The sequence below is a fragment of the Geodermatophilus sp. SYSU D00700 genome (assembly GCF_054050255.1).
Map to the genome: position 1 here is coordinate 1 of NZ_JBJGZA010000020.1, position 24,039 is coordinate 24,039.

The 24,039-nt window shown below is 76.0% G+C and carries 20 protein-coding genes; 13 read left to right on the plus strand and 7 right to left on the minus strand.

The window, feature by feature from the left end; translation table 11 throughout:
- Positions 1-131: 131 nt before the first annotated feature.
- From ACI79V_RS15105 to ligA, 6 genes are all read left to right on the plus strand, one after another.
- Complete coding sequence (locus tag ACI79V_RS15105; protein WP_456890484.1) at positions 132-1,514, plus strand: MFS transporter; 1,383 nt, start codon at positions 132-134, stop codon at positions 1,512-1,514.
- A gap of 9 nt (positions 1,515-1,523) precedes the next feature.
- Positions 1,524-2,711 (plus strand): cysteine desulfurase family protein, encoded by a 1,188-nt coding sequence (locus ACI79V_RS15110; protein WP_456890485.1) that lies wholly within the window; start codon positions 1,524-1,526, stop codon positions 2,709-2,711.
- Positions 2,711-3,778, plus strand: coding sequence for a tRNA 2-thiouridine(34) synthase MnmA (gene mnmA / locus ACI79V_RS15115; protein WP_456890486.1), 1,068 nt, complete (start codon positions 2,711-2,713; stop codon positions 3,776-3,778). Before ACI79V_RS15110 ends, mnmA begins: the two co-directional genes overlap by 1 nt.
- A 103-nt stretch (positions 3,779-3,881) precedes the next feature.
- Positions 3,882-5,693 carry a bifunctional metallophosphatase/5'-nucleotidase gene (locus ACI79V_RS15120; protein WP_456890487.1) on the plus strand — a complete coding sequence of 604 codons (1,812 nt, stop codon included), beginning with the start codon at positions 3,882-3,884 and terminating at the stop codon, positions 5,691-5,693.
- A gap of 57 nt (positions 5,694-5,750) precedes the next feature.
- On the plus strand, positions 5,751-6,776 hold the full coding sequence (locus ACI79V_RS15125; RefSeq protein ID WP_456890488.1) for a methionine synthase: 1,026 nt from the start codon (positions 5,751-5,753) through the stop codon (positions 6,774-6,776).
- 60 nt (positions 6,777-6,836) lie between these two features.
- Positions 6,837-8,987 carry an NAD-dependent DNA ligase LigA gene (gene ligA, locus ACI79V_RS15130; RefSeq protein ID WP_456890489.1) on the plus strand — a complete coding sequence of 717 codons (2,151 nt, stop codon included), beginning with the start codon at positions 6,837-6,839 and terminating at the stop codon, positions 8,985-8,987.
- A 6-nt stretch (positions 8,988-8,993) separates the two neighbouring features.
- Here ligA and ACI79V_RS15135 read toward each other — a convergent pair whose 3' ends face one another.
- The 5 genes from ACI79V_RS15135 to ACI79V_RS15155 form a co-directional block, all read right to left on the minus strand.
- Positions 8,994-9,725: a class I SAM-dependent DNA methyltransferase gene (locus tag ACI79V_RS15135; RefSeq protein WP_456890490.1), complete on the minus strand. Its 732-nt coding sequence runs from the start codon at positions 9,723-9,725 to the stop codon at positions 8,994-8,996.
- 832 nt (positions 9,726-10,557) lie between these two features.
- Positions 10,558-11,829, minus strand: a complete 1,272-nt coding sequence (locus ACI79V_RS15140; RefSeq protein ID WP_456890491.1) for a nucleotide disphospho-sugar-binding domain-containing protein — start codon at positions 11,827-11,829, stop codon at positions 10,558-10,560.
- 264 nt (positions 11,830-12,093) lie between these two features.
- Positions 12,094-13,650 carry a hypothetical protein gene (locus tag ACI79V_RS15145; RefSeq protein WP_456890492.1) on the minus strand — a complete coding sequence of 519 codons (1,557 nt, stop codon included), beginning with the start codon at positions 13,648-13,650 and terminating at the stop codon, positions 12,094-12,096.
- Positions 13,647-14,261, minus strand: a complete 615-nt coding sequence (locus ACI79V_RS15150) for a hypothetical protein (RefSeq protein ID WP_456890493.1) — start codon at positions 14,259-14,261, stop codon at positions 13,647-13,649. Before ACI79V_RS15150 ends, ACI79V_RS15145 begins: the two co-directional genes overlap by 4 nt.
- Before the next feature lie 150 nt (positions 14,262-14,411).
- A complete protein-coding gene (locus ACI79V_RS15155; RefSeq protein WP_456890494.1) occupies positions 14,412-15,077 on the minus strand; it encodes an ACT domain-containing protein in 666 nt (221 codons plus the stop codon).
- Positions 15,078-15,269: 192 nt separating this feature from the next.
- Here ACI79V_RS15155 and gatC point away from each other — a divergent pair, with 192 nt between their 5' ends.
- From gatC to gatB, 4 genes are read left to right on the plus strand one after another with little or no spacing between them, the layout of a single operon-like run.
- Entirely contained in the window at positions 15,270-15,602 is a 333-nt protein-coding gene (gene gatC / locus ACI79V_RS15160; protein ID WP_456890495.1) for an Asp-tRNA(Asn)/Glu-tRNA(Gln) amidotransferase subunit GatC, read from the plus strand.
- Positions 15,599-17,092, plus strand: coding sequence for an Asp-tRNA(Asn)/Glu-tRNA(Gln) amidotransferase subunit GatA (gatA, locus tag ACI79V_RS15165; protein ID WP_456890496.1), 1,494 nt, complete (start codon positions 15,599-15,601; stop codon positions 17,090-17,092). Before gatC ends, gatA begins: the two co-directional genes overlap by 4 nt.
- Entirely contained in the window at positions 17,089-17,271 is a 183-nt protein-coding gene (locus ACI79V_RS15170; RefSeq protein WP_456875554.1) for a hypothetical protein, read from the plus strand. Before gatA ends, ACI79V_RS15170 begins: the two co-directional genes overlap by 4 nt.
- On the plus strand, positions 17,268-18,767 hold the full coding sequence (gene gatB / locus ACI79V_RS15175; RefSeq protein WP_456890497.1) for an Asp-tRNA(Asn)/Glu-tRNA(Gln) amidotransferase subunit GatB: 1,500 nt from the start codon (positions 17,268-17,270) through the stop codon (positions 18,765-18,767). The genes ACI79V_RS15170 and gatB overlap by 4 nt, the downstream gene beginning before the upstream one ends.
- Positions 18,768-18,818: 51 nt before the next feature.
- On the opposite strand, the gene ACI79V_RS15180 is transcribed toward gatB, so the two are convergent.
- Positions 18,819-19,991 (minus strand): PQQ-dependent sugar dehydrogenase, encoded by a 1,173-nt coding sequence (locus tag ACI79V_RS15180; RefSeq protein ID WP_456890498.1) that lies wholly within the window; start codon positions 19,989-19,991, stop codon positions 18,819-18,821.
- Between the two features lie 80 nt (positions 19,992-20,071).
- Between ACI79V_RS15180 and ACI79V_RS15185 the strand changes: the two genes are divergently transcribed.
- Both ACI79V_RS15185 and ACI79V_RS15190 read left to right on the plus strand, forming a co-directional pair.
- A complete protein-coding gene (locus tag ACI79V_RS15185) occupies positions 20,072-21,031 on the plus strand; it encodes a 2-hydroxyacid dehydrogenase (protein ID WP_456890499.1) in 960 nt (319 codons plus the stop codon).
- Positions 21,032-21,050: 19 nt separating this feature from the next.
- On the plus strand, positions 21,051-21,431 hold the full coding sequence (locus ACI79V_RS15190; protein ID WP_456890500.1) for a PH domain-containing protein: 381 nt from the start codon (positions 21,051-21,053) through the stop codon (positions 21,429-21,431).
- Here the strand turns inward: ACI79V_RS15190 and ACI79V_RS15195 are convergent.
- A complete protein-coding gene (locus tag ACI79V_RS15195; protein WP_456890501.1) occupies positions 21,413-22,249 on the minus strand; it encodes a helix-turn-helix transcriptional regulator in 837 nt (278 codons plus the stop codon). The two genes, ACI79V_RS15190 and ACI79V_RS15195, sit on opposite strands and share 19 nt — an antisense overlap.
- Positions 22,250-22,331: 82 nt before the next feature.
- Between ACI79V_RS15195 and ilvD the strand changes: the two genes are divergently transcribed.
- Positions 22,332-24,035: a dihydroxy-acid dehydratase gene (gene ilvD / locus ACI79V_RS15200; protein WP_456890502.1), complete on the plus strand. Its 1,704-nt coding sequence runs from the start codon at positions 22,332-22,334 to the stop codon at positions 24,033-24,035.
- The last annotated feature ends 4 nt before the right edge of the window (positions 24,036-24,039 follow it).

A 24,039-nucleotide genomic window follows, 5' to 3' on the forward strand; every position in this document is an offset into this window, starting at 1 on the left:
CCCCCCCCCCCCCCCCCCCCCCGACCCCCCCCCCCCCCCCCCCCCCCCCCCCCCCCCCCCCCCCCCCCCCCCCCCCCCCCCCCCCCCCCCCCCCCCCCCGTTCCAGGGACCGAGACCGAGGACGGGCGGACGTGGACGGGCGGGAGCCGGAGCGGGCGAGCATCTGGGACGCCGCCCACCGGCGGACGACGATCGGCCTGCTGACCCTCGTCACCCTGGTCGCCTTCGAGGCGATGGCCGTCGGGACGGCGATGCCGCGCGCGGTCGCCGAGCTCGACGGCGTCGCCTGGTACGCGTGGCCCTTCAGCGCCTTCCTGGTCGCCTCGGTCGTCGGGATGGTCCTCGGCGGCGAGGTGGGGGACCGGCGGCCACCGGGACCGGGCGTCCTCGCCGGCGTGCTGGTGTTCGCCACCGGCCTCCTGGTCGCCGGCCTCGCCCAGCACATGGCCGTCCTCGTCCTCGGCCGCGCCGTGCAGGGGCTCGGGGCCGGCGTGGTCATCGTGCTGCTCTACGTCGTCGCCGGACAGGCCTACTCCTCCCGGCTGCGCCCCCGCCTCTTCGGTGCCTTCGCGGCAGGCTGGGTGCTGCCGGCGCTCGTCGGGCCGCTGGCCGCCGGGCTGGTGACCACCTCGGTCGGCTGGCGGGCGGTCTTCCTGGGGCTGGTGCCGCTCGTCGCGGCCGGCCTCGCGCTGCTGCTCACCGCCGGTCCCGGCGAGGCGCCCGCCGGCGGTCCGGCGGCCCCGCGCGGGTACGGCCGGGTGGCGTGGGCGCTGCTGGCCGGCGGCGGCATCGCCGCGCTGCAGTACGCCGCGCAGCGGCTGGACCTGCCCGCCGTCGGCATCGCCGTCCTCGCGGCGGCCGGCCTGGCCGCCGCGCTGCGCCGGCTGCTGCCGCGCGGCACCGTCCGGGCCCGCCCCGGCATCCCGGCCGTCGTCGCCGCGCGCGGCCTGCTGGCCGGTGCCTTCTTCGGCATGGACGCCCTGCTCCCGTTCGTCCTGACCGAGCAGCACGGGTGGAGCGCGGCCACCGCCGGGCTGCCGCTGACCGCCGGCGCCGTGGGCTGGGTCGTCGCCGCCCAGCTGCAGGGGCGGCGACCGGACGTCCCGCGCCAGCGGGTGCTCCGGCTCGGGTGCCTGGTGGTGGCGACGGGCCTGGCCGCCACGGCGACGATCGCCGTCCCCGCGCTGGGCGGGTGGCCGGCGTACCTGACGTGGGCGCTGGCGGGGGTCGGCATGGGCCTGGGCATGCCGAGCGTCGGGGTGCTGCTGCTCGACCAGTCGCCGGAGGCCGAGCGGGGGGCCAACTCGGCCGCCCTGCAGATCTCCGACGTGACCGCGTCGGCGCTGTGCATCGGGCTCTCGGGCGTCCTGGTGGCCGGCGCCGCCGACGCCGGCGGCCCGCTGTGGCCCGCGGTGCTCGCGGCGGTCGCCGTGCTGACCCTCCCGGCGCTGCTGGGCGCCCGGGTGGCCGGGCGCACGGTCGCTCGACCGGGCAGGTCCGTCGTGCGCGACTAACCTGGGCCGGTGACCTACCTCGACCACGCGGCCACCACGCCGGTGCTCCCCGAGGTGCTCGCCGCCGTGACCGAGCAGTGGGGCCGGGTGGGCAACGCCTCGTCGCTGCACGCCAGCGGCCGCGCCGCGCGCCGGGCCGCCGAGCAGTCCCGCGAGCGGCTGGCCGAGGCGCTGGGTGCCCGCCCGTCGGAGGTGCTGTTCACCGGCGGGGGCACCGAGAGCGACAACCTGGCGGTCAAGGGCCTGTACTGGGCGCGGCGGGAGGCCGACTCGCGGCGCCGCCGGCTGGTGGTCAGCCCGGCCGAGCACCACGCCGTCCTCGACAGCGCCGAGTGGCTGGCCAAGCACGACGGCGCCGAGGTCACCTGGGTGCGCCTGGAGCCGACCGGGCGGGTCACGCCCGGGGCGCTGGCCGAGGCGCTCGGCGACGGCTCCGACGTCGCGGTGGCCAGCGTGATGTGGGCCAACAACGAGATCGGCACGGTCAGCGACGTCGCCGCCCTGGCCGACGTGGCGCACGGCGTGGGCGTGCCGCTGCACACCGACGCGGTCCAGGCGGTGGGCCAGGTGCCGGTCGACTTCGCCGCCAGCGGCGTCGACGCGCTCACCGTGACCGGGCACAAGCTGGGCGGGCCGATGGGCGCCGGGGCGCTGCTGCTGCGGCGCGACGCCGAGTGCATGCCGCTGCTGCACGGCGGCGGCCAGGAGCGCGACGTCCGCTCGGGCACCCTCGACGTCCCGGCCATCGTGGGCCTCGCCGTCGCGGCCACCACGGCCGTGCGCTCCCGGCCCGAGCGGGCCGCGCGGCTCACGGTGCTGCGCGACCGGCTGGTGGCCGGCGTGCTCGAGCAGGTCCCCGACGCGCAGCTCAACGGCGCCCCGCTGGACGACGTCGTCGCCGGGGAGCCCGGCCGGCTGCCGGGCAACGCCCACCTGTCCTTCCCCGGCGCCGAGGGCGATGCGCTGCTCATGCTGCTCGACGCCCGCGGCATCGAGTGCTCGACCGGCTCGGCCTGCAGCGCCGGCGTCGCGCGGCCCAGCCACGTGCTCACCGCCATCGGGGCGGAGGCCGGCCGGGCGCGCAGCTCGCTGCGGTTCAGCCTCGGCTCGACGAGCACCGACGCCGACGTCGACGCGCTGCTGGCCGTGATCGCGCCCGTGGTAGAGCGCGCCCGCCGCGCCGGGCTGGGGCGGTAGTGCGCGTCCTCGCCGCGATGAGCGGGGGAGTGGACTCCGCCGTCGCCGCCGCGCTGGCCGTCGACGCCGGCCACGACGTCACCGGCGTGCACCTGGCGCTCTCGCCGGACCGGCAGACGCTGCGCAGCGGCGCCCGCGGCTGCTGCAGCGTCGAGGACGCCCACGACGCCCGCCGGGTCGCCGACGAGCTGGGCATCCCGTTCTACGTCTGGGACCTCGCCGAGCGGTTCACCGAGGACGTCGTCGACGACTTCGTCGCCGGGTACGCGGCCGGCCGCACGCCCAACCCGTGCCTGCGCTGCAACGAGCGGATCAAGTTCACCGCGGTGCTCGACCGGGCGCGGGCGCTGGGCTTCGACGCGGTCGTCACCGGCCACCACGCGCGGCTCGAGGACGGGCAGCTGCGCCGCTCGGTGGACGCGGCCAAGGACCAGTCCTACGTGCTCGGGGTGCTCACCGCGGGGCAGCTGGCCGGGGCGGTGTTCCCCCTGGGCTCGATGACCAAGGAGCGGGTGCGCGCCCTCGCCGCCGAGCGCGGGTTCGCCGTGGCCGGCAAGCCCGACTCGCACGACATCTGCTTCATCCCCGACGGCGACACCCGCGGCTTCCTCACCCGGCGGCTGGGCGCGCGGCCGGGTCCGGTCGTCGACGCCGCCACGGGCGCCACCCTGGGCACGCACGAGGGCACCCACGGGTTCACCGTGGGGCAGCGGCGCGGCCTCGGCGTCGCCGTCGGGGACCAGCGGCCGCGGTACGTGCTGTCCATCGAGCCGGTCACGCGCACGGTGACCGTCGGGACCGCCGACCTCGCCGGCGTCGACGTCGTCCGCACCGGCCCGCCCACCTGGACCGGCCCGGCCCCGCGGCTGCCACTGCGGGCCGAGGTGCAGCTGCGGGCGCACGCGGCGCCGGTCGCCTGCGAGGTGAGCGCCGGAGCCGACGGCGGGCTGGTGCTCGCGCTCGCGGAGGCTCAGCGCGGCGTCGCCCCCGGGCAGTCGGCCGTCCTCTACGCGCCCGACCCGGTCCGCGGTGACCTGGTGCTGGGCCAGGGGGCCGTCGCCGGCTGACCCGGACGCCGCCGGACGGTCACCGGAGAGGTCTGGTGTCGGAACGGTTCGTCACCTACGGTGTCCGGCGAGCCACTCCCCGCACGTCCTCCGGAGGACCCCCTTGCGCCGAACGCGCTACCCCCTGGCCGCCGCCGTCGCGGTGGCGACCACGGCCGGTCTGCTGGCCGTCCCCGCCGCCGCGCAGGCCGCGCCCAAGGACGTCACCGTCCAGCTGCTGGCGATGAACGACTTCCACGGCCGCATCACCCCGCAGGGCGGCGCCGACGGGTCGCTGGCCACCTCGCCCGGCCCCGACGGCGTCTACGGCAACGCCGACGACGTCACCGTCCCGGTCGGCGGCGCCCAGCACGTCGCCGCCACGGTCGAGCGGCTGCAGACGACGTTCAAGGACACGACGCAGGGCCCGTCGACGTCGTTCTTCGTCGGCGCGGGCGACCTGATCAGCGCCTCCTCCTTCGAGTCGAGCGTCTACAAGGACGAGCCGACCATCGAGGCGCTCAACGCCATGGGGCTCGACGTCTCCTCCGTGGGCAACCACGAGTTCGACCGGGGCACCGAGGAGCTGCGGCGCGTCTCCGGAGCCACCGACGGCACCTTCAGCGACGACGTGACCGCCTGCGAGGGCATCACCCCGGGCGTCGACGGCTGCTTCGGCGAGGGCGAGCACGCCTTCCACGGCGCCGAGTTCCCGTACCTGGCCGCCAACGTGATCGACAAGGCGACCGGCCAGCCGATGCTGCCGCCGTACCAGGTGTTCCGGACCCCGGCCGACCAGCGGATCGCGCTCATCGGCGTCGTCACCGAGACCACCCCGACCATCGTCTCGCCCGACGGCGTGGCCGACGTGACCTTCATCGACGAGGCCGAGGCGGTCAACCGCTGGGTGCCGGAGCTGAAGCGCCAGGGCATCGAGGCGATCGGCGTGCTGGTCCACGAGGGCGGCGCGGTCACCGACCCGAACGCCGCGCCCGCGGTGGACAACTGCACCGGCCTTACCGGCCCCATCGTCGACATCAACGCCCGCACCTCCGCGGCGGTCGACCTCATCGTCAGCGCGCACAGCCACACCGCCTACAACTGCCGGCTCACCGACCCGAGCGGCCAGCCCCGGCTGGTCACCCAGGCCGGCTTCTACGGCCGGCTGCTCACCGACATCCGGCTGACGATCAGCCGCACCACCGGCGACGTCGTCCGCTCCGCCACCTACTCGGCGACCAACGTGCCGGTGACCCGCGAGGCCGCCGATCCCGAGGTGCAGTCGATCGTCGACTACTGGAACGCCCGCGCCGCCGAGACCCGCAACGTCGTCGTCGGCGAGGCGACCGCCTCCATCGGCAACTCGGTGTCGGCCCAGCGCCGCGCCGAGCAGCCCATCGGCAACCTCGTCGCGGAGGCCCAGCTGCAGGCGATGCAGCAGGAGCAGTTCGGCTTCCCGGTCGTGGCGTTCATGAACCCCGGCGGGGTCCGCGCGAACATCGAGGCGGGCGAGGTGACCTTCGGTGAGCTGTTCGCCGTCCAGCCCTTCGGCAACACGGTCAACGCGATCACGCTGACCGGCGCGCAGATCGACGACGTGCTGGAGCAGCAGTTCCAGGCGCCCGGCGGCCCGCGCAACAGCCAGCTGGTCCTGGGTACCTCCGAGGGCTTCGCCTACACCTACGACCTCGACCTGCCCTACGGCGAGCGGGTGGTCGACACCTCCATCAGCATCGACGGCGTCCCCGTCGACCCGGCCGCCTCCTACCGCGTCGTCGCCAACTCGTTCCTCACCGCGGGCGGTGACTCGTTCACCGCCTTCACCGGCGGGACGGGCCTGACCGTCGGACCGGTCGACGTCGACGCGCTGGTGGCCTACTTCGAGGCCAACTCCCCGGTCAGCCCGCCGGCCGCCAACCACGGCACGGCCATCTGACCGACCGCACCACCCGGGCGGCCGGGGCGCGGCGGCGGCGGTACTAGCGTCGCCGCCGTGGCCACCCCGACCGAGCCCGAGACCAACCCCGACCCGAGGCCGGTCCCCGCACCGTGGGGGCCGGCCTCGGGCGTCGGGTCCCTGCCCGGGACCGACCCGGCCGAGGCGCTGCGGGTCGTCCTCGGCGAGCTGCCCGAGCTGCCGCACCTGCCCGAGCTGCCCGCCCGCGGTCCGGGTGCGGACCTGATCGGGCGCAGCGCGGCCCTGCTGGTCGACCTCGCCGTCGACCTGACCCCGGCCGGGTGGCGGCTGGTGCCGCGCCCCGGCATCGACCTGCGGCGGGCGCAGGAGCTGCTGGCCCGCGACCTCGACGCCCTGCACGACGTCGCCGGGGACCACCGCGGGCCGCTCAAGGTGCAGGCCGCCGGTCCCTGGACGCTGGCCGCCGGGCTGGAGCGGGAGCGCGGAGAACGGGCGGTGGTCGACGCCGGCGCCCGGCGCGACCTGGGTCAGTCGCTGGCCGAGGGCGTCGCCGCGCACGTCGCCGCCGTCGCCGCCCGTGTCCCGGGGGCGCGGGTGGTCGTCCAGCTCGACGAGCCGTCCCTGCCCGCGGTGCTGCAGGGCGGCCTGCCGACGGCGAGCGGGTTCGGCCGGCTGCCCTCCGTCGACGCGCCCGACGTCGAGAGCGAGCTGGCCGCCGTCGTCGCGGCGGTCCCCGGGCCGGTCGTCGTGCACTGTTGCGTCAACCGGGCGCCGCTGGACCTGCTGCGCGCGGCGGGCGCCGCCGCGCTGTCGTTCGACCTCGGGCTGGTGCAGGACCTCGACGCACTGGGGACCGCCGTGGAGGCCGGCACCCAGCTGTTCGCCGGTGTCGTGCCCGGCACCGACGCGCCGCTGCCCGCGCCGAAGGCGACGGCCTCGCGGCTGCGGGCCTGGTGGCGCGAGCTGGGGTTCCCCGCCGACGACCTGCACCGGGCGGTCACCCTCACCCCGTCGTGCGGCCTGGCCGGGGCGAGCCCCGCGTACGCCCGCGCGGCCATGGCGCACGTCCGCGAGGCGGCCCGGTACCTGCTGCCGGAGTGACCGACACCCGATCGGGCAGTGCAGGGGTCGGCGTCGTACCCGGCGGATACGGTCGACGGCGTGAGCACGGACGCCGAGCTGGACACCCCGCAGGTCGCCGCGGTCGCCGACCGGGAGGACCTCACCGAGGTCCCCGACGACGCGCGCACGCGGCACCGGGACCTCTCGGAGGAGCTCGACCGCTACGCGTTCGCCTACTACGTGCGCGACGAGCCGCTGGTGAGCGACGGCCAGTACGACGAGCTCATGGCCGAGCTCAAGGCCATCGAGGCCGAGCACCCGGCGCTGGTCACCCCCGACTCGCCGAGCCAGAAGGTCAACGGCGGGTTCACCGCCACGTTCGCCCCGGTCGCGCACCTGGAGCGGATGCAGAGCCTGGACAACGTCTTCGACGGGGACGAGCTGTCGGCCTGGGCGAGCCGGGTGGCGCGCGACGCCGGCGCCGGTGTGGCGTGGCTATGCGAGCTCAAGGTCGACGGCGTCGCGGTGGCGCTGGTGTACGAGCGCGGCCGGCTGGTGCGCGCGGCCACCCGCGGTGACGGGACGACGGGCGAGGACGTGACCGCCAACGTCCGCACGATGGACGACGTCCCGCAGCAGCTCACCGGCGACGACCCGCCCGAGCTGATCGAGGTCCGCGGCGAGATCTACTTCCCGGTGAGCGGCTTCGCCGAGGTCAACGCCGGCATGGTCGAGCAGGGCAAGGCGCCCTTCGCGAACCCGCGCAACGCCGCGGCCGGGTCACTGCGGCAGAAGGACCCGCGGATCACCGCCTCCCGGCCGCTGCGGCTGGTCGTGCACGGCCTCGGCGCCCGCCGCGGCTTCGAGACCGAGCGGCAGTCGGAGGCCTACGAGCGGCTGCGCGCGCTCGGCCTGCCGGTCAGCGACCGGTTCGAGGTGGTCGACGACCTCGAGGCGGTGCGGGCCTACATCGAGCGCTACCGGGAGCAGCGGCACTCGGTCGAGCACGAGATCGACGGCGTCGTCGTCAAGGTCGACCAGGTCGCCCTGCAGCGGCGGCTGGGCTCGACGGCGCGGGCGCCGCGGTGGGCCATCGCGTTCAAGTACCCGCCGGAGGAGGCGACCACCAAGCTCCTCGACATCCGGGTCAACGTCGGGCGCACCGGCCGGGTGACGCCGTTCGGCTACATGGAGCCGGTCAAGGTCGCCGGGTCCACCGTGCAGCTGGCCACCCTGCACAACGCCAGCGAGGTCGAGCGCAAGGGCGTCCTCATCGGCGACACCGTCGTCATCCGCAAGGCCGGTGACGTCATCCCCGAGATCCTCGGACCGGTGGTCGCCGCGCGGACCGGCGACGAGCGCGAGTTCGTGATGCCGACCCACTGCCCCGAGTGCGGCACCGAGCTGCGGCACGAGAAGGAGGGCGACGCCGACATCCGCTGCCCCAACGCCCGGTCCTGCCCGGCGCAGCTGCGGGAGCGGGTGTTCCACATGGCCGGCCGGGGCGCGTTCGACATCGAGGTGCTCGGCTACGAGGCGGCCATCGCGCTGCTGGCCGAGCGGCTGCTCGAGGACGAGGGCGACGTCTTCGACCTCACCGAGGAGGCGCTGTCGCGGACGAGCTTCTTCACCAAGAAGGACGGCACCCTGTCGGCCAACGGGCAGCGGCTGCTGGCCAACCTGCAGGCCCGCAAGGACGTCCCGCTGTGGCGGGTGCTGGTGGCGCTGTCGATCCGGCACGTGGGGCCGACCGCCGCCCAGGCGCTGGCCCGTGACTTCCGCTCGCTGGACCGGATCACGGCCGCGTCGGAGGAGGAGCTGGCCGCGGCCGACGGCGTGGGTCCCACGATCGCCCGCTCGGTGCGCGACTGGTTCGCCGTCGACTGGCACCGGGGGGTGGTGGAGAAGTGGCGGCGGGCCGGGGTGCGGCTGGCCGACGCCGGTGAGGACGCCCCGCCCGGGCCGCTGACCGGCACCACCGTGGTCATCACCGGCTCGCTGCGCGACCTCTCCCGCGACCAGGCCATCGCCGCGGTGCAGGAGCGCGGCGGCAAGGTCACCGGCTCGGTGTCGAAGAAGACCGGCTTCGTCGTCGTCGGCGCCGACCCGGGCAGCAAGTACGACAAGGCCGTCCAGGCGAAGGTGCCGATCCTCGACGACGACGGGCTGCGCGTGCTGCTCGACGAGGGCCCCGAGGCCGCCCGCGCGGTGGCCACCATCGGCGGCGGCAGCGAGCCGGCGGGGGAGTGACGCCGGTCAGGCGGGCTTCTGCCAGACCGAGACGTGCGACCGGCTGTCGTTCGTGAACGGCCGGCGGTGCCAGTCCTCCCAGCGGGCCGCGAGGGCGAGGCCGGCCAGGCGCGCCATGAGGTCGAGCTCCGCGGGCCACACGTAGCGGAACGGCACCGAGACGACCTCCAGGCGCCCGTCGGTGACGGTGTAGTGGTGCGAGACCAGCCGCTGCTCGGCCACGTCGTACTCGTCGAAGCCGAGCCGGGTCGGTGACAGCCGGAACGGCCGCGCCCGCTCGCCCGGGGGCAGCCGCTGCAGGTCGGGGACGCCGACCTCGACGACGAAGTGCCCGCCCGCGCGCAGGTGCCGGGCCGCGTTGACGAAGCAGGCGACCTGCTCGTCCTGGCTGGTCAGGTTCATCACCGTGTTGAAGACCAGGTAGACGAGCGTGAAGGTGTCGTCGACGATCGCGGACGCGAAGTCGCCGACGGTGACCGGGATCCGCGCCCCGCCGGGCTTGGTGCGCAGCCGGGCGACCATGTCCGGCGACAGGTCGATGCCGTGCACGGAGACACCGCGCTCCTGCAGCGGCAGCGCCAGGCGGCCGGTGCCGATGCCGAGCTCGAGGGCGGCGCCGTCGCCGGCGAGGCCGGCGAGCAGGTCGACGGCCGGTCCGATCACCGCCGGGTCGAACATCTCGGCCGACGCCGCGTCGTAGCGCTCGGCGACGGCCCCGGCGAAGTGGTCGACGGCCATGGCGCCACGGTGCCGGTCGGGCTCGCTCCGGCGCCACCGGTTTCCGCTGTCGTGCCCGTCGCCGAGGTCAGTGGGGCAGTGGGGTGGTGACGCGTTCGAGGGCGGTGGGCAGATCCTGAGCCCTGCTCGTCGTGTCCGTCAGCGGTGGACTGTGGGCCAGGGGGTCCAGGGGCGGTGCTGGAGTCCTGCTCGGCCCTCCCGCTCGCCTGGGCGGACCCCGCTCTGCGCGCCCGGTACAGGCCCACGATCACCAGCGAGATCTGGAGCACTCCGATGGGCGAGACGAACCCTCCCCACAGCGGAGACCGTCCACGGAGGACCACGGCCCGCTCCGAGCGGGCTGCTGCCGCAGGTGACAGCGTCAGGTGGACGAGGCCCGCGATCACGGCCCATCGTGGAGTGTCAGCCTGCCTCCATCGCTGCCACTGCGCCGGATGCCGGCGCAGGTGACGCGCCGCTCCCAGGGCGATGATCCCGTTGAGCAGGTTCATCAGGCCGGGGGCAGCCGACACCCCTGACCGCCGGCGCAGGCGACGCGTGATCGGGACGGCGACCTCGGCAGGGGTGCCGAAGAGGGCGACCGCCCCCACCGCTCCGAGGTAGGGCCCGAGCTCGCCGAGGACAGCAGCGCTGGGCAGGTGGAGCGGTGCTCGGTCGTCCTGCGTCACGGCCGGACGGTGGTGATCGAGGGCGGCGCTGACCAGCGCTGCAGGGTCTCGGTGACGAGCTCCCCCCGACGCCGGCCCGTGTCCCCGAGCGGCCCACCGAGGGACGCGGGATCGACTGACGGAGGAGTGAGTCCGGTTCCGCCTGCCGGCCTCGCCGATCCCGCTCAGCCGAGGAGCAGCGCTTCAGCGCGGTCGGCCGCACTCGGACGGGTCCGCGCCTCCTCCGCCAGTGTGTCGGCGAAACGCCGCGCCGCCGTGCGGTAGGCGGGATCGTCCAGAACCTGCTGAACAGCGGCGGCGACCCGGTCCGCGGGGGCGTCCTCCGCCACCCGCACCCCCGCGCCGATGCGCAGCACGCGCAGGGTGTTGTCCTTCTGGTCCCGGCCCATCGGCATGCAGATCAGCGGCACCCCCGACGCCAGCGCCTTGAGCACGCTGCCGTGACCGGCATGGGTCACGACGACGGCGGCCTCGGAGAGGACCGCCCGGTGCGGCGCGGCCCGGACGACCCGTACGTTGCCGGGGGCGGGGACGTCGACCGGATCGACCGCCCGACCGGTGGTGACCAGGCCTCGCACCGGCAGTCGACCCAAGGCGTCGACCACACGGCACAGCAGGCCGATCTGGTCCTGGAAGACGGAACTGGTCGCGACCAGCACCAGCGGGTCGCCGCCCTCGGGTCGCCAGTCACCGTTCGCCGCCCAGTCAGGGTCGTCCAGTTGCGGGCCCACGAAGTGGACGTTGGCGGGGATGTGCGGCGACTGGAAGTCGAACGACGGGCTGGTCATCACGAGCACCGCACGACAGCGGTCGAGCAACTCGAACGTGTTCCGCACCGGGGCGAGTTCGTGCGCCGCGAGCGCGGCGTTGAGGCCGGGCACGACCCGTGCGGACACCAGCCGCAGGGCACTCCGCATGAGGGCGTCCCGGGTCCGCCCGACCGGGCCTCGCCCGGGCATCCACCCCGACAGCATCACGGGCAACCCGGGGGTCGGGCGCAGGTAGACGTTCGCCATCAGTGCGGCCGTGGGCAGTGCGGTCGCCTGGGCGCCGATGAGCAGCCCGGGGAGGGCGTCGGCCAGCACGGCGTCCACCCGGAGCGCTACTGCGGCGGCGACCACGTCGTCGGCGAAACGAGCCGCGGGCCCCACGAGGATCCGGTCCCGCGCGGCGGCGAGCTGGCGCAGCGGGTTGCCGCGCTCGAGTTCCTGGATCAGCGCCGTCTGGTCCGCGATCGTGTCGATGCGCGGCGCAGTCGGCCAGGTGGTGAATCCGCAGCCGGCCGCTCTCGCGGACTTCTCGGCCGTCGGGTCACCCAGGACCTCCACGGTGTGACCCCGCCGGACGAGTTCGCCCGCGAGCCCCAGGGCCGGCGGCAGGGTGCCACCGCCGTCGATCGCTGCCAGGAGGAACCGGCCGGGATGCCGTCGTGCCATGTCACACCGTCCTGGTCTCGGGGCGGGCCGCCAGCATCCCGTCCCGGTGCTCGGCTGAGAAGGCGCTCGTCGCGCAGGGGGTCGGCGCACGCGCTGTGAGCACCGCGACCGCGTCGCCGTCTCTCCCTCCCCTCCACAGCCTTGCCCGAGGGGGCGACCTCAGGCCATCGCCGGAGCCGGAACCGAACCGTCCAGCCGGGAGGCGCCACACGTCTCACGGGCCGCCTTCGAGGGTGGTGGCGCCTGCGACCGGCAGGATTTGCCTCAGTACGGCGGTGGGGTGGTGGCGGCGGTGAGCCCGGTGGGTGTGGTGACGGTGAGGGTGCCGTCGGGGGCGAGGGTGTGGGTCCAGCCGGGGGCCTGGTGCTTGCCGCGGTGGTGGCCGGTGCAGTAGCCGGTGAGGTTGGCCGCGGTGGTGGGGCCGGCCGGCCAGGGAACCGCGTGGTCGAGCTCGCCGCCGCGGGGGACGCGGCGGCGGCAGCCGGGGAAGCGGCAGCGGCGGTCGCGGGCGCGGACGTGCCGGTCCAGCGCGGCGCTCGGCCGGTAGCCGGCGGCGGCGGCAGGGGCGCCGAGCCCGGTGCCGGTGCGGGCGGCGCGGTGCAGGGCGGGCAGGTCGGTGAGGGCCAGCAGCGCACCGCCGGCCGCGTCGGTGAGCGCGATCCGGGGCCGGTCGGCCAGCCCGCCCCCGGCGGTGGCGGCGAGCAGCGCGGCGAGGTCGGCGCGGGCGGTGTCGGTGGCCGCGGTGAGCGCGGTCAGCGCGTCGGGGGCGGCGCTCACCCGGCCGGCCGCGCTGCGTGCCCAGGCGGCCTCGTCCGCGGCGTCGGCGCGCTGCGCGGTGGCCACCATGCGGCGGGCGTGACCGAGGGCGCGCTCCAGCCCGAGCAGGGCAGCACTGGCGTCGTGGACGGCGCGGTCGGCGCGCGCCCACCAGCCCTCGGGACACGCAGCGTCGCCAGGGTCGGGAGAAGTGCAGGGTGACGGGGCGTCGCCGGGGTCCGGTGGTGGGCCGTAGAGGTGGTCAGGTGGCTCGTCGTCGACGTAGCAGGGGGCTGGTTCGGCGTCGAACTCGCCGGCCAGCACCCGGCGTTCCATCTGCGCCCACCAGGCCTCCAGTTCGGCTTGCTGCCGCGCCTCCCAGCCCAGGACGTCGTCCCCGCCGGAGGCCGGCTTCGGGTCCGTGGCAGTCGGCTCCGGATCGGTCGGCTCCGGGTCGCTCGGCCCTGTCTTGGTCAGATCCGGGTCGGTCGGCTCCGGGTCGGTCGGCTCCGGGTCGGTCGGCTTCGTGTCGGTCGGCTTCGTGTCGGTCGGCTCCGTGTCGGTCGGCTCCGTGTCGGTCGGCTCCGTGTCGGTCGGCTCCGTCTTGGTCAGATCCGGGTCGGCCGGCTCCGTGTCGGCCGGCTCCGTGTCGGCCGGCTCCGTGTCGGCCGGCTCCGTGTCGGTCGGCTCCGTGTCGGCCGGCTCCGTGTCGGCCGGCTCCGTGTCGGCCGGCTCCATGTCGGTCGCGGGGGCGTCGGCGGCGGCCCGGTGACCGGTGAGGGCGGCCAGCAGCGCCCGGACCAGCTCGGCGGGCACCACCTGCCCGTCGACCTCACACGCGGCGTCCCCGCCCAGCAGCGCCCCGACCGGAGCGACCACGGTCAGCGTCACCTGCACCGGCGGCAGCCCGGACTCGCCCGGGCGGAGCACCAGGTCCAGCAGGCAGTCGGCCATCTTCTGCCCCCGGCTGCGGCCGTCGGCGGGCAGCGCGTCGGCGTACGCCCCGAGGGCGGCGAGCAGGGCGGCGGCCTCCGGGGTGGTCAGCAGCGCCGAGACCACGCTCATCCCCTCGACCCGGTCCGGACCGGCCGACACCCCGCGCTTCCGCACCGCGCGCAGCAGGTCATCGGCGGCGGTGCGGCGGTGTGCTTGAGCAGCTCCCGGCGGGCCTTGGCGCCCAGCTGCCCCGGGGTGGTGTGCCGCCCGGCGGCCCAGGCCAGCAGCTCCCGCTCGATGGTGGTGCGCAGGGTGTCGTCGGTGATCGGGGCGACCTTGTCCAGCAGCGGGCCCAGGTGCCCGACGTGCAGCGCCCCGGCCTCCAGCGCGGCCAGCGTGCCCGGCAGCCGGTGCACCAGGGTCAACGACCGCTCCAGCAGCTGCGCGGCCTGCGTCGACACCGAAAGCGCCACGGCCAGCTCGTCGGTGGCCCACTCGCTCACCGGCCGCAGTACCTCGGCCCGGGCCGCCCACCGGTCGGCCGACATCGCTCCCGGCGAGCCTTGCTGCCGGTCGACGGAGGCGGGACGGGTGGCGGCGAACGCGGCCACCGCCCGCGCCCGGAGCGCGGTCTGCCGGGCGATCTCCCGGTCGGCGGCCTGCACCGCACCCAGCGGCCCCGACGCCCACCCCACCGCGGGGGCGGGCGCGTCGAGCACCGGGGAGGAGGCCGCCGTCACGTAGTCGATCATACGTTCGAGCGGGGTGTCGATCAAGTCCTGTGGACCGGAAAGGCGCAGCTCAGAGCCGGGTCCAAGTCGGCGGGAGGTGGCGACCGTGGCCACGACCCCCGCGAGGACGCCGGTCCGCGGGACCGACATCGCCAGTGTTCAGGCCGGCGGCAGGTGGGCGACCGTCGTCGCGATCCCCGTGAGGTGTGCCAGGCGCAGCAGCTCCGAGCGGCGGAACGCCGGTCCGCCCGAGCGACCGAGGACCACGGCGGTGCCCGGGTCGCCGAAGGGGGCCGCCATCATCTCGATCGCCATCTCCCGCCAGCGCTCGGGCAGCCAGTCGTCCTCGCTCGGCAGCAGCCGGGGCGAGGTGAGCGGCAGCCACGGCAGCGCGAGGTCCTCGAAGGCCGGGGCGGCGTCGGAGGCCGCGAGGACCTCGCACGCGCCGTCGGGTGCGCGCAGCACCGCCGCCCAGCTGCCGTGGAACACCCGCGGCAGCTCCGCGGCGAGCAGCTTCACCGCCGTGCCCTCCGCCGAGCGCGCCAGCGCCTCGAGCAGGTCGAGCTCGCGGTGGGTGTCGAGCGGGCCGGCGAAGGGCCGCAGGGACTCGACCTGCACGCCGGGCACCGCCTGCGCGGCGGTGATGAGGCTGTCGGGCAGCCGGCCGGGCGGCAGGTCGACGACGACGTCGTCGACGGCCACGCCACCGCCGCGCTCCAGCACGTCGAGGGAGACGATGTCGACCCCCGCGTCGCCCAGGGCGGTCGCCACCGCGCCGAGCAGGCCGGGGCGGTCGGGGACGACCAGTCGCAGGAGATAGGACACGGTTCCTCCGCTGACGACGTCGAGGGGCAGACGATCCGCGTCGATCGGTGTGCCGGAGCAGCTTCCCGCACCGGGCGGCCCCCGGTCGAGCCCGCCCCCGCCGCGGGCCGGGGCGCCACCGCCCCCGCGTACAGTGACCGGGTTGCGTCCCTGGCGCCGGCACGGCGCCGACGACAGGAGTCCCGCCCCAGCATGAGCACCGAGCCCACCAGCGACCGCGGAGCGGCGCCCGCCCTCGGCCGCCAGGACATCGCGCACCTCGCGCGGCTGGCCCGCCTGGCCGTCACCGACGAGGAGCTCGACCGCTTCGCCGGCCAGCTGGGGGCGGTCCTCGACGCCGTGGCGCAGGTGCAGCGCGCCGACGTCGCCGACGTCGCGCCCACCACGCACGCCGTCCCGCTGACCAACGTGCTGCGCGCCGACGTCGCCACCCCGTGCCTGCCCCGCGACGTCGTCCTGGCCGGCGCCCCCGCCGCCGAGGACGGCCGCTTCCGCGTCCCGCGCATCCTGGGGGAGGAGGAGTGAGCGACCTCACCGCCCTCACCGCCGCCGAGCTGCAGGCGGCCCTGGCCGCCGGCGAGACGTCGTCGGTGGAGGTCACCCGCGCCCACCTCGACCGGATCGCCGCCGAGGACGGCGCCCTCGGCGCCTACCTGCACGTCGACGAGGAGGCGGCGCTCGCCCGCGCCGCCGAGGTCGACGCGTCGGGCACCGCGGGCACCGGCCTCGCCGGCATCCCGGTCGCGCTCAAGGACGTCTTCGTCACCGAGGGCGTGCCCACCACCAGCGGCTCGCGGATCCTCGAGGGCTGGCGCCCGCCCTACGACGCCACCGTCGCCCGCCTGCTCAAGGACGCCGGCACCGTGCTCCTGGGCAAGACCAACATGGACGAGTTCGCCATGGGCTCGTCCACCGAGAACTCCGCCTACCGGGCGACCCGCAACCCGTGGGACCACGACCGGATCCCCGGCGGCTCCTCCGGCGGGTCGAGCGCCGCGGTCGCCGGCCGGCTGGCGCCGCTGGCCCTCGGCACCGACACCGGCGGCTCGATCCGCCAGCCCGCCGCGGTCACCGGCCTGGTCGGGCACAAGCCCACCTACGGCTCGGTGTCGCGCTACGGGCTGATCGCCTTCTCCTCGAGCCTCGACCAGGCCGGCCCGATGGCCCGCACGGTCATGGACGCCGCGCTGCTGCACGAGGCCATCGGCGGGCACGACCCGCGCGACTCCACGAGCATCGACGCGCCGGTGCCCACCGTGGTGGAGGCCGCCCGCCGCGGCGCCGGCGGCGACCTGTCGGGCCTGCGCGTCGGCGTCGTCCGCGAACTCGGCGGCGAGGGCGCCCGCGAGGGGTACGAGCAGGGCGTGCTCGACCGGTTCGCCGAGGCGGTCGCGCTGCTCGAGGCCGCCGGGGCCGAGGTGCGCGAGGTGTCCTGCCCGTCGTTCGGGCTGGCGCTGCCCGCGTACTACCTCATCGCCCCCAGCGAGGCGTCGTCGAACCTGGCCCGCTTCGAGGGCATGCGGTTCGGCATCCGCGAGGGCGACGACGGCAGCCGCGACGTCGACGAGGTCATGGCGCTCACCCGCGAGCAGGGCTTCGGCGCCGAGGTCAAGCGGCGGATCATCCTCGGCACCTACGCGCTGTCGGCCGGCTACTACGAGGCCTACTACGGGCAGGCGCAGAAGGTCCGCACGCTGATCAGCCGCGACTTCAGCGCCGCGTACGACGACGTCGACGTGCTGGTCAGCCCCACCAGCCCGACCGTGGCCTGGCCGATCGGCGCCCGCGTGGACGACCCGCTGGCCATGTACGCCGCCGACCTGTGCACCCTGCCGGCCAGCCTCGCCGGGGTCCCGGCCATCTCGGTGCCCTGCGGGCTGTCCGAGGGCCTGCCGGTCGGCCTGCAGGTGATGGCGCCGGCCCTGGCCGACGACCGCTGCTACCGCGTCGCGGCCACCGTCGAGGCCGCGCTGGGCGCGCCGCTCACCGACCGGCTCGCGGAGCGTGCCGCGTGACCGGCCCGCTCAAGGCCGCCTGGGGCCTGACCGCCTTCGTCGTCGTCGCCGGGCTGGTCCTGTGGCTGACCACCGGGGAGGCGGTCTTCGCCGTCTTCATCGTCCTGGGCCTGCTGACCGGGGTCGGCGCCTGGCTGACCGGGCGCAGCACCGCCCCGAAGGGAGACCCCCGCTCGTGACCGAGCCCCTCGTCGAGTTCGACGACGTCCTCACCCGCTACGAGCCGGTGATCGGCCTGGAGACGCACGTCGAGCTGGGCACCGAGTCGAAGATGTTCTGCGGCTGCACCACCGTCTTCGGCGCCGAGCCCAACACCCAGACCTGCCCGGTGTGCCTGGGCCTGCCCGGCTCGCTGCCGGTGGCCAACGCCGTCGCGGTCGAGTCGACGATCCGCATCGGCCTGGCCCTGGGCTGCCGGATCGCGTCCTGGTCGCGCTTCGCCCGCAAGAACTACTTCTACCCGGACATCCCCAAGGGCTTCCAGACCAGCCAGTACGACGAGCCGCTGTGCACCGCCGGGCACCTCGACGTCGAGGTCGACGGCGAGACCTACCGCGTGGAGATCGAGCGGGTGCACCTCGAGGAGGACACCGGCAAGAACCTGCACGTGGGCGGGGCCACCGGCCGCATCCACGGCGCCGAGTACTCCCTCGTCGACTTCAACCGGGCCGGCATCCCGCTGGTCGAGATCGTCACCCGGCCGGTCGCCGGGGCCGGGGCGAAGGCGCCCGAGGTCGCCCGCGCGTACGTCACCGAGCTGCGCGAGATCGTCCAGACCCTCGGCGCCTCCGACGTCCGCATGGAGCAGGGCAGCCTGCGCTGCGACGTCAACACCTCGCTGGCCCCGATCGGCAGCCTCGAGTGGGGCACCCGCACCGAGACCAAGAACGTCAACTCGTTGCGGTCGGTCGAGCGGGCCGTGCGCTTCGAGATGCGCCGGCAGGCCGCCGTCCTCGACGCCGGGCGCCGGGTGGTGCAGGAGACCCGCCACTTCCACGAGGACACCGGCAGCACCTCGCCGGGCCGCAGCAAGGAGGAGGCCACCGACTACCGGTACTTCCCCGAGCCCGACCTCGTCCCGCTGGCCCCCGACGCCGAGTGGGTGGAGAAGCTCGCCGCCGCGCTGCCCGAGCTGCCGGCCGCCCGCCGAGCGCGGCTGCGCGAGGAGTGGGGCCTGTCTGCCACCGAGATGGCCTGGCTGGTCAACGCCGGCGCGCTGGGGCTGGTGGAGGAGACCGTCGCCGCGGGCGCCTCGCCGGCCGACGCGCGCAAGTGGTGGCTGGGCGAGCTGGCCCGCCGCGCCAACGACGCCGGCGTGGAGCTGTCCGCGCTGGCGGTCACCCCGCGCCAGGTCGCCGAGCTGAGCGCGCTGGTCGCCGAGGGCACCGTCAACGACCAGCTGGCCCGTCAGGCGCTCGACGGCGTGCTGGCCGGGGAGGGCGACCCGCGCGCCGTCGTCGAGGCCCGCGGCCTGGCGGTGCTGGGGGAGTCCGACGAGCTGGTGGCCGCCGTCGACGCCGCGATCGCCGGCGCCCCCGACGTCGTGGCCAAGGTGCAGGGCGGCAAGGTGCAGGCGCTCGGCGCGCTGGTCGGTGCGGTCATGAAGGCCACCCGCGGCAAGGCCGACGCGGCGACGGTCCGCCGGATGCTCGAGGAGCGGGTGCTCGGGTCCTGAGGCCGGGCACTTCCGCGGATCTGCCCCGGGCGGATCCGCGGGAGTGCACGCTCAGACCGGGCTGGAGCCCGTCGAGCTGGGCGGGAGGATCCGCAGCACCCGGTCGTCGTCCTCGGCGGGCGTGCCGATCCCGTCCTCGTTCGACGTCGTGATCCACAGCGCGCCCTCGCCGTCGAGGACGACGGTGCGCAGCCGGCCGTAGCGGCCGCCGAGCAGCTCCTCGGGCTGCGCGACCACGCTGCCCTCGCCGTCGAGCTGGACGACGTACACCCGCTGGCCGTCGAGCGCGCCGAGGAACACCGTGGTGCCGGCGGCGGTGCACCCGCCGAGCCCGGCGGCCCCGTTGTCGAGCCGGAGCACCGGCTCCGCCGTGCCGGGGCCGGCGACCGGCCAGCCGTGGTCGGTGCCCTCGCTGAGCACGTTGAGCTCGTCGGGCCCGGCGGCGGACTCGTCGACGGCGTAGACGGTGGCCGGCTGGTCGCCGCTGAGGCACACCGCGGTCACGTCGGCGAACCCGCTGCTGAACACCGGACCCGCGGCGTTGGCCGGCTGCCCGAAGACGTCGACGTGCAGCACCTTGCCGCCCAGCGACGCCGGGTCCTGCGCGAGCGCCGGGTTCCCGGTGTCACCGGTGCCGACGTAGAGGGTGCCGTCGGGGGCGAACCGCAGGCCACCGCCGTTGTGGGTCTCGCCGCGCGGGATGCCGGTGAGGACCGGGTTGGGCGTGCCGCCCATCGGGAAGCGGACGACGCGGTTGTCGGTCGCCGTCGAGACGTAGGCGTAGAACAGCCCGTCCTCGTCGAAGGTCGGCGACAGCGCGAGGCCCAGCAGCCCGCCGTCGCCGCCGGTGTCGATGCCGGGCACGACCATCAGCTCGCGCGCGGGGGAGCGGTCGGGGAACACCTGCAGCAACCGCCCGGTCTCGCGCTCGCCCACCACCGCGGTGCCGTCGGGCAGCACGACCAGCCCGGTGGGCACGAGCAGGTCGGTCGCGACGACGTTCGGGTCCCCGCCGGTCTGGCCCGAGTTCGGGTCGGCCGGCTCGCCGGGCGCCGGCGCGGGCGAGGACTCCGTCGGCGGCCCGACCTGCGGCGGCGGCCCCTCGGGCAGCGGCCGGAAGGGCCCCGCGGGCTCGTAGCCGTCGTCGCCGCAGCCGGCGAGCACCAGGGTCAGGGTCGCGGTGCACGCGGCGGCGGCCGCCCGCCGTCCCCGCTGCCGCCTCACCGGGCCCAGGGTACGGGCGCGGGCGGGGCGCGCGGTGCCCGCCGGGCGGCCCGGCCGGCCGCTGCCTACGGTCGGGGGCCGTGGCACCGGAGATCCTCGGCACCGACGTCGTCGGTCCCGACGAGACGCTGACCGTCCTGGTCCCCGCCCGGGAGATGGCCGACGCCGTCGCGGAGCTCTCCCCGCGGGTCCGCGCGGTCCCGGTCGACGCCGACGCCGGCCCGCCGGCGGGGGAGGCCGCGCAGGCGCAGGTGTGGGTGCCCTCGTTCGGCGGGAGCGCGCCGGCGCCGGAGTTCCTCGCCGCGCTGCCGCGACTGCGGCTGGTCCAGCTGCAGAGCGCCGGCGCCGAGCGCTTCGCCGGCCGGCTGCCCGACGGCGTCGTGCTGTGCAACGCGCGCGGCGCGCACACCCCGGCGACGGCGGAGTGGGTGGTGGCCGCGACGCTGGCCGCCCAGCGCGGACTGCCCGACCTGGTGCGCGAGCAGGACGCCGGCTGCTGGTCGCCGCGCCCCTACCGATCGCTGGTCGGGGCGCAGGTGCTCGTGGTCGGCGCCGGCGACATCGGCCGCCGGGTCGGCGCGATGCTGTCCGGCTTCGACGTCGAGCTGACCTACGTCGGACGGACCGCCCGCGATGGCGTGCACGGCACCGGGGAGCTGCCGGCCCTGCTGCCGCACGCCGACGTCGTGGTCGTGATCGTGCCGGTCACCGCGGAGACCACCGGCCTGGTCGACGCCGCCTTCCTCGCCGCCATGCCCGACGGCGCCCTGCTGGTCAACGCCGCGCGCGGGGTGGTCGTCGACACCGGCGCGCTGCTCGCCGAGCTGACCCGCGGCCGGCTGCGCGCCGCCCTCGACGTCACCGACCCCGAGCCGCTGCCCGCGGGCCACCCGCTGTGGTCGGCGCCGGGCCTGCTGCTCACCCCGCACGTGGCCGGCACGGTGCCCGACGCCGGCGCCCGCGCGCAGGACGCCGTCGTCGCCCAGCTGCGGCGGGTGCTGGCGGGCGAGCCGCTGGCCGACGTCGTCGACGCCTACTGAGCGGGGATGATCGGGAGACGTGGCTGTCCTCGCACGCATGCGGCTGAGCCGGGTCGCACTGCTCCCCGTCGTGTTCCTCGCCGTCTGCGTGCTGCCGTTCGCCGCCGCGTCACCGGCCGCCGCGCTGGTCCTGCTGCTGCCGCTGCTCGCCGCGGCCTGGGTGCTGCGGGTGGGCGTCGACGTCGACGACGCCGGCATCACCACCCGCGGGCTGCTCGGCCAGCGCCGGGTGGCGTGGGACGACCTGGCCGGCATCCGCGTCGTCCGCAACGCGCGGCTGCGGCTGGTCACCCGCGGGGGCGGGGAGGTGCCGCTGCCGGTGCTGCGCGCTCGCGACCTGCCGCGGCTGGCCGGGTGGTCGGGCGGCCGCTTCGACGTCCCTCAGCCGCCGGCGGGCTGATCCCCGGCGAGCACCCGGAGCCGACCGGCGGTCTCGCTGCCCGCGGCGGCGGTGTAGACGACCACCTGCAGCCCGGGGGCGTCGGCCGGCGTCAGCTGGTGGTGCTCGAGCAGCAGCGTGCCGACCTCCGGGTGCTCGAAGCGCCGCTCGCCGGAGCTGAACCGGTCGACGTCGCGGCTGGCCCAGCCGGCGCGGAAGTGCGGGCTGGCCGCCTCCAGGCGCGACACCAGGTCGACGACGGCCGGGTCGGCCAGCCGCGGGCCCACCTCGGCGCGGAACTGGGTGAGGAACCGGCGGCTGTCGGTGCGCCAGTCACCGAGCAGGGCACGGACCGCGGGGTCGGTGAACACCAGCCACAGCAGGTTGCGCTCGGCGAGGGGGACGGTGGCCACCCCGGGGTAGAAGCGCTCGTAGGCGCGGTTCCACCCGGCGATCGTCCAGTCGGCGGTGATGGCGTAGGCGGGGGAGGGGCCCAGCGCGTCCAGCAGCCGCTGCACGTGCCCGGGCATCCCCTCGGCCGGGTCGACCGGGGCGCCGCCGTGCCCGGTCAGGCGCAGGACGTAGCCGTGCTCGGCCGGCGACATCCGCAGCGTGCGGGCCAGCGCGTCGACCACCTGCCGCGACGGGTGGATGTCGCGGGCCTGCTCGAGCCAGGTGTACCAGGTGGCGCTCACCCCCGAGAGCAGCGCGACCTCCTCGCGGCGCAGACCCGGCGTGCGGCGGGCGCCGGACGGGGGCAGCCCGGCCGTCCGCGGGTCGACCTGCCGGCGGCGCGAGCGCAGGAACCCGGCCAGCTCCTGACGGGCGGTGGCGGACACGGACGGCTCCTCGGTGGTGGTGGCGGTACCAGTATCGAGCGCGTCTGGGACGGTGCCGCGGACCGGCCTACCCTCCCTTCCCGTGACCACCGTGGACGAGCCCCGCGCCACCGCCGACGTCAAGCCCCGCAGCCGTGAGGTGACCGACGGCATCACCCGCGCCCCCGCCCGGGCGATGCTGCGCGCGGTGGGCATGGGCGACGACGACTGGGACAAGCCGCAGATCGGTGTCGCCTCGTCGTGGAACGAGATCACCCCGTGCAACCTCTCGCTGGACCGGCTGGCCAAGCGGGCCAAGGAGGGCGTGCACGCCGCGGGCGGCTTCCCGCTGGAGTTCGGCACCATCTCGGTCTCCGACGGCATCTCCATGGGCCACGAGGGCATGCGCGCCTCGCTGGTCAGCCGCGAGGTCATCGCCGACTCGGTGGAGACGGTGGTGTTCGCCGAGCGGCTCGACGGCACGGTGCTGCTCGCCGGCTGCGACAAGTCGCTGCCCGGCATGCTCATGGCCGCCGCCCGCCTCGACCTGGCCAGCGTCTTCCTCTACTCCGGCTCGACGCTGCCCGGCCGGCTCGGCGACCGCGACGACCTGACGATCATCGACGTCTTCGAGGCGGTCGGGGCCTGCGCCCGCGGGCTGATCAGCGAGGACGAGCTGGCCGCCGTCGAGCGGGCCGCCTGCCCCGGGATGGGCTCCTGCGGCGGCATGTACACCGCCAACACCATGGCCAGCGTCGCCGAGGCGCTCGGGATGGCGCTGCCGGGCAGCGCCGCCCCGCCGGCCCCCGACAGCCGCCGCGACGCCTTCGCCGTCGCCTCCGGCGAGGCCGTGGTGAACCTGCTGCGCAAGGGCATCACCGCCCGTCAGATCATGACCCGCGAGGCCTTCGAGAACGCGATCACCGTGGTCATGGCGCTGGGCGGGTCGACCAACGCGGTGCTGCACCTCATGGCCATCGCGCACGAGGCGCAGGTGGAGCTGACCCTCGACGACTTCAACCGGATCGGCGACCGCACGCCGCACCTGGCCGACGTCAAGCCCTTCGGCCGCTACGTCATGACCGACATCGACCGCATCGGCGGCGTCCCGGTGGTCCTGCGCGCGCTGCTCGACGCCGGCCTGCTGCACGGCGACACGCTCACCGTCACCGGGCGGACGATGGCCGAGAACCTCGCCGAGATCGCCCCGCCCGACCCCGACGGCGCGATCATCCACGCGATGAACCGGCCCATCCACCGGACGGGCGGGCTGACGATCCTGCACGGCTCGCTGGCGCCCGAGGGGGCGGTGGTGAAGTCGGCCGGCTTCGACCGCGACGTCTTCGAGGGCACCGCCCGCGTCTTCGACGGCGAGCAGGGTGCCATGGACGCGGTCACCGAGGGCACGCTGCAGCCCGGCGACGTCGTCGTCATCCGGTACGAGGGGCCCAAGGGCGGGCCGGGCATGCGCGAGATGCTCGCCGTCACCGGCGCGATCAAGGGCGCCGGGCTCGGCAAGGACGTCCTGCTGCTCACCGACGGCCGCTTCTCCGGCGGCACGACCGGGCTGTGCATCGGGCACGTCGCGCCGGAGGCCACCGAGGGCGGCCCGATCGCGCTGGTGCGCGACGGCGACCCGGTCCGCCTCGACCTCACCACCCGCACGCTGGACCTCCTGGTCGACGACGCCGAGCTGACCCGCCGCCGCGCGGAGTGGCAGCCGCTGCCCCCGCGCTACACCACCGGCGTCCTCGGCAAGTACGCCAAGCTCGTCGGCTCCGCGGCCTCGGGCGCCATCTGCGGCTGACCCG

Coding starts and splice junctions, on each gene's coding strand:
- ACI79V_RS15140 (WP_456890491.1), bottom strand. CDS start 11,829: ATGGCACGACGGCATCCCGGCCGGTTCCTCCTGGCAGCGATCGACGGC.
- gatC (WP_456890495.1), top strand. CDS start 15,270: ATGAGCACCGAGCCCACCAGCGACCGCGGAGCGGCGCCCGCCCTCGGC.
- ACI79V_RS15135 (WP_456890490.1), bottom strand. CDS start 9,725: ATGGCCGTCGACCACTTCGCCGGGGCCGTCGCCGAGCGCTACGACGCG.
- ACI79V_RS15145 (WP_456890492.1), bottom strand. CDS start 13,650: ATGAGCGTGGTCTCGGCGCTGCTGACCACCCCGGAGGCCGCCGCCCTG.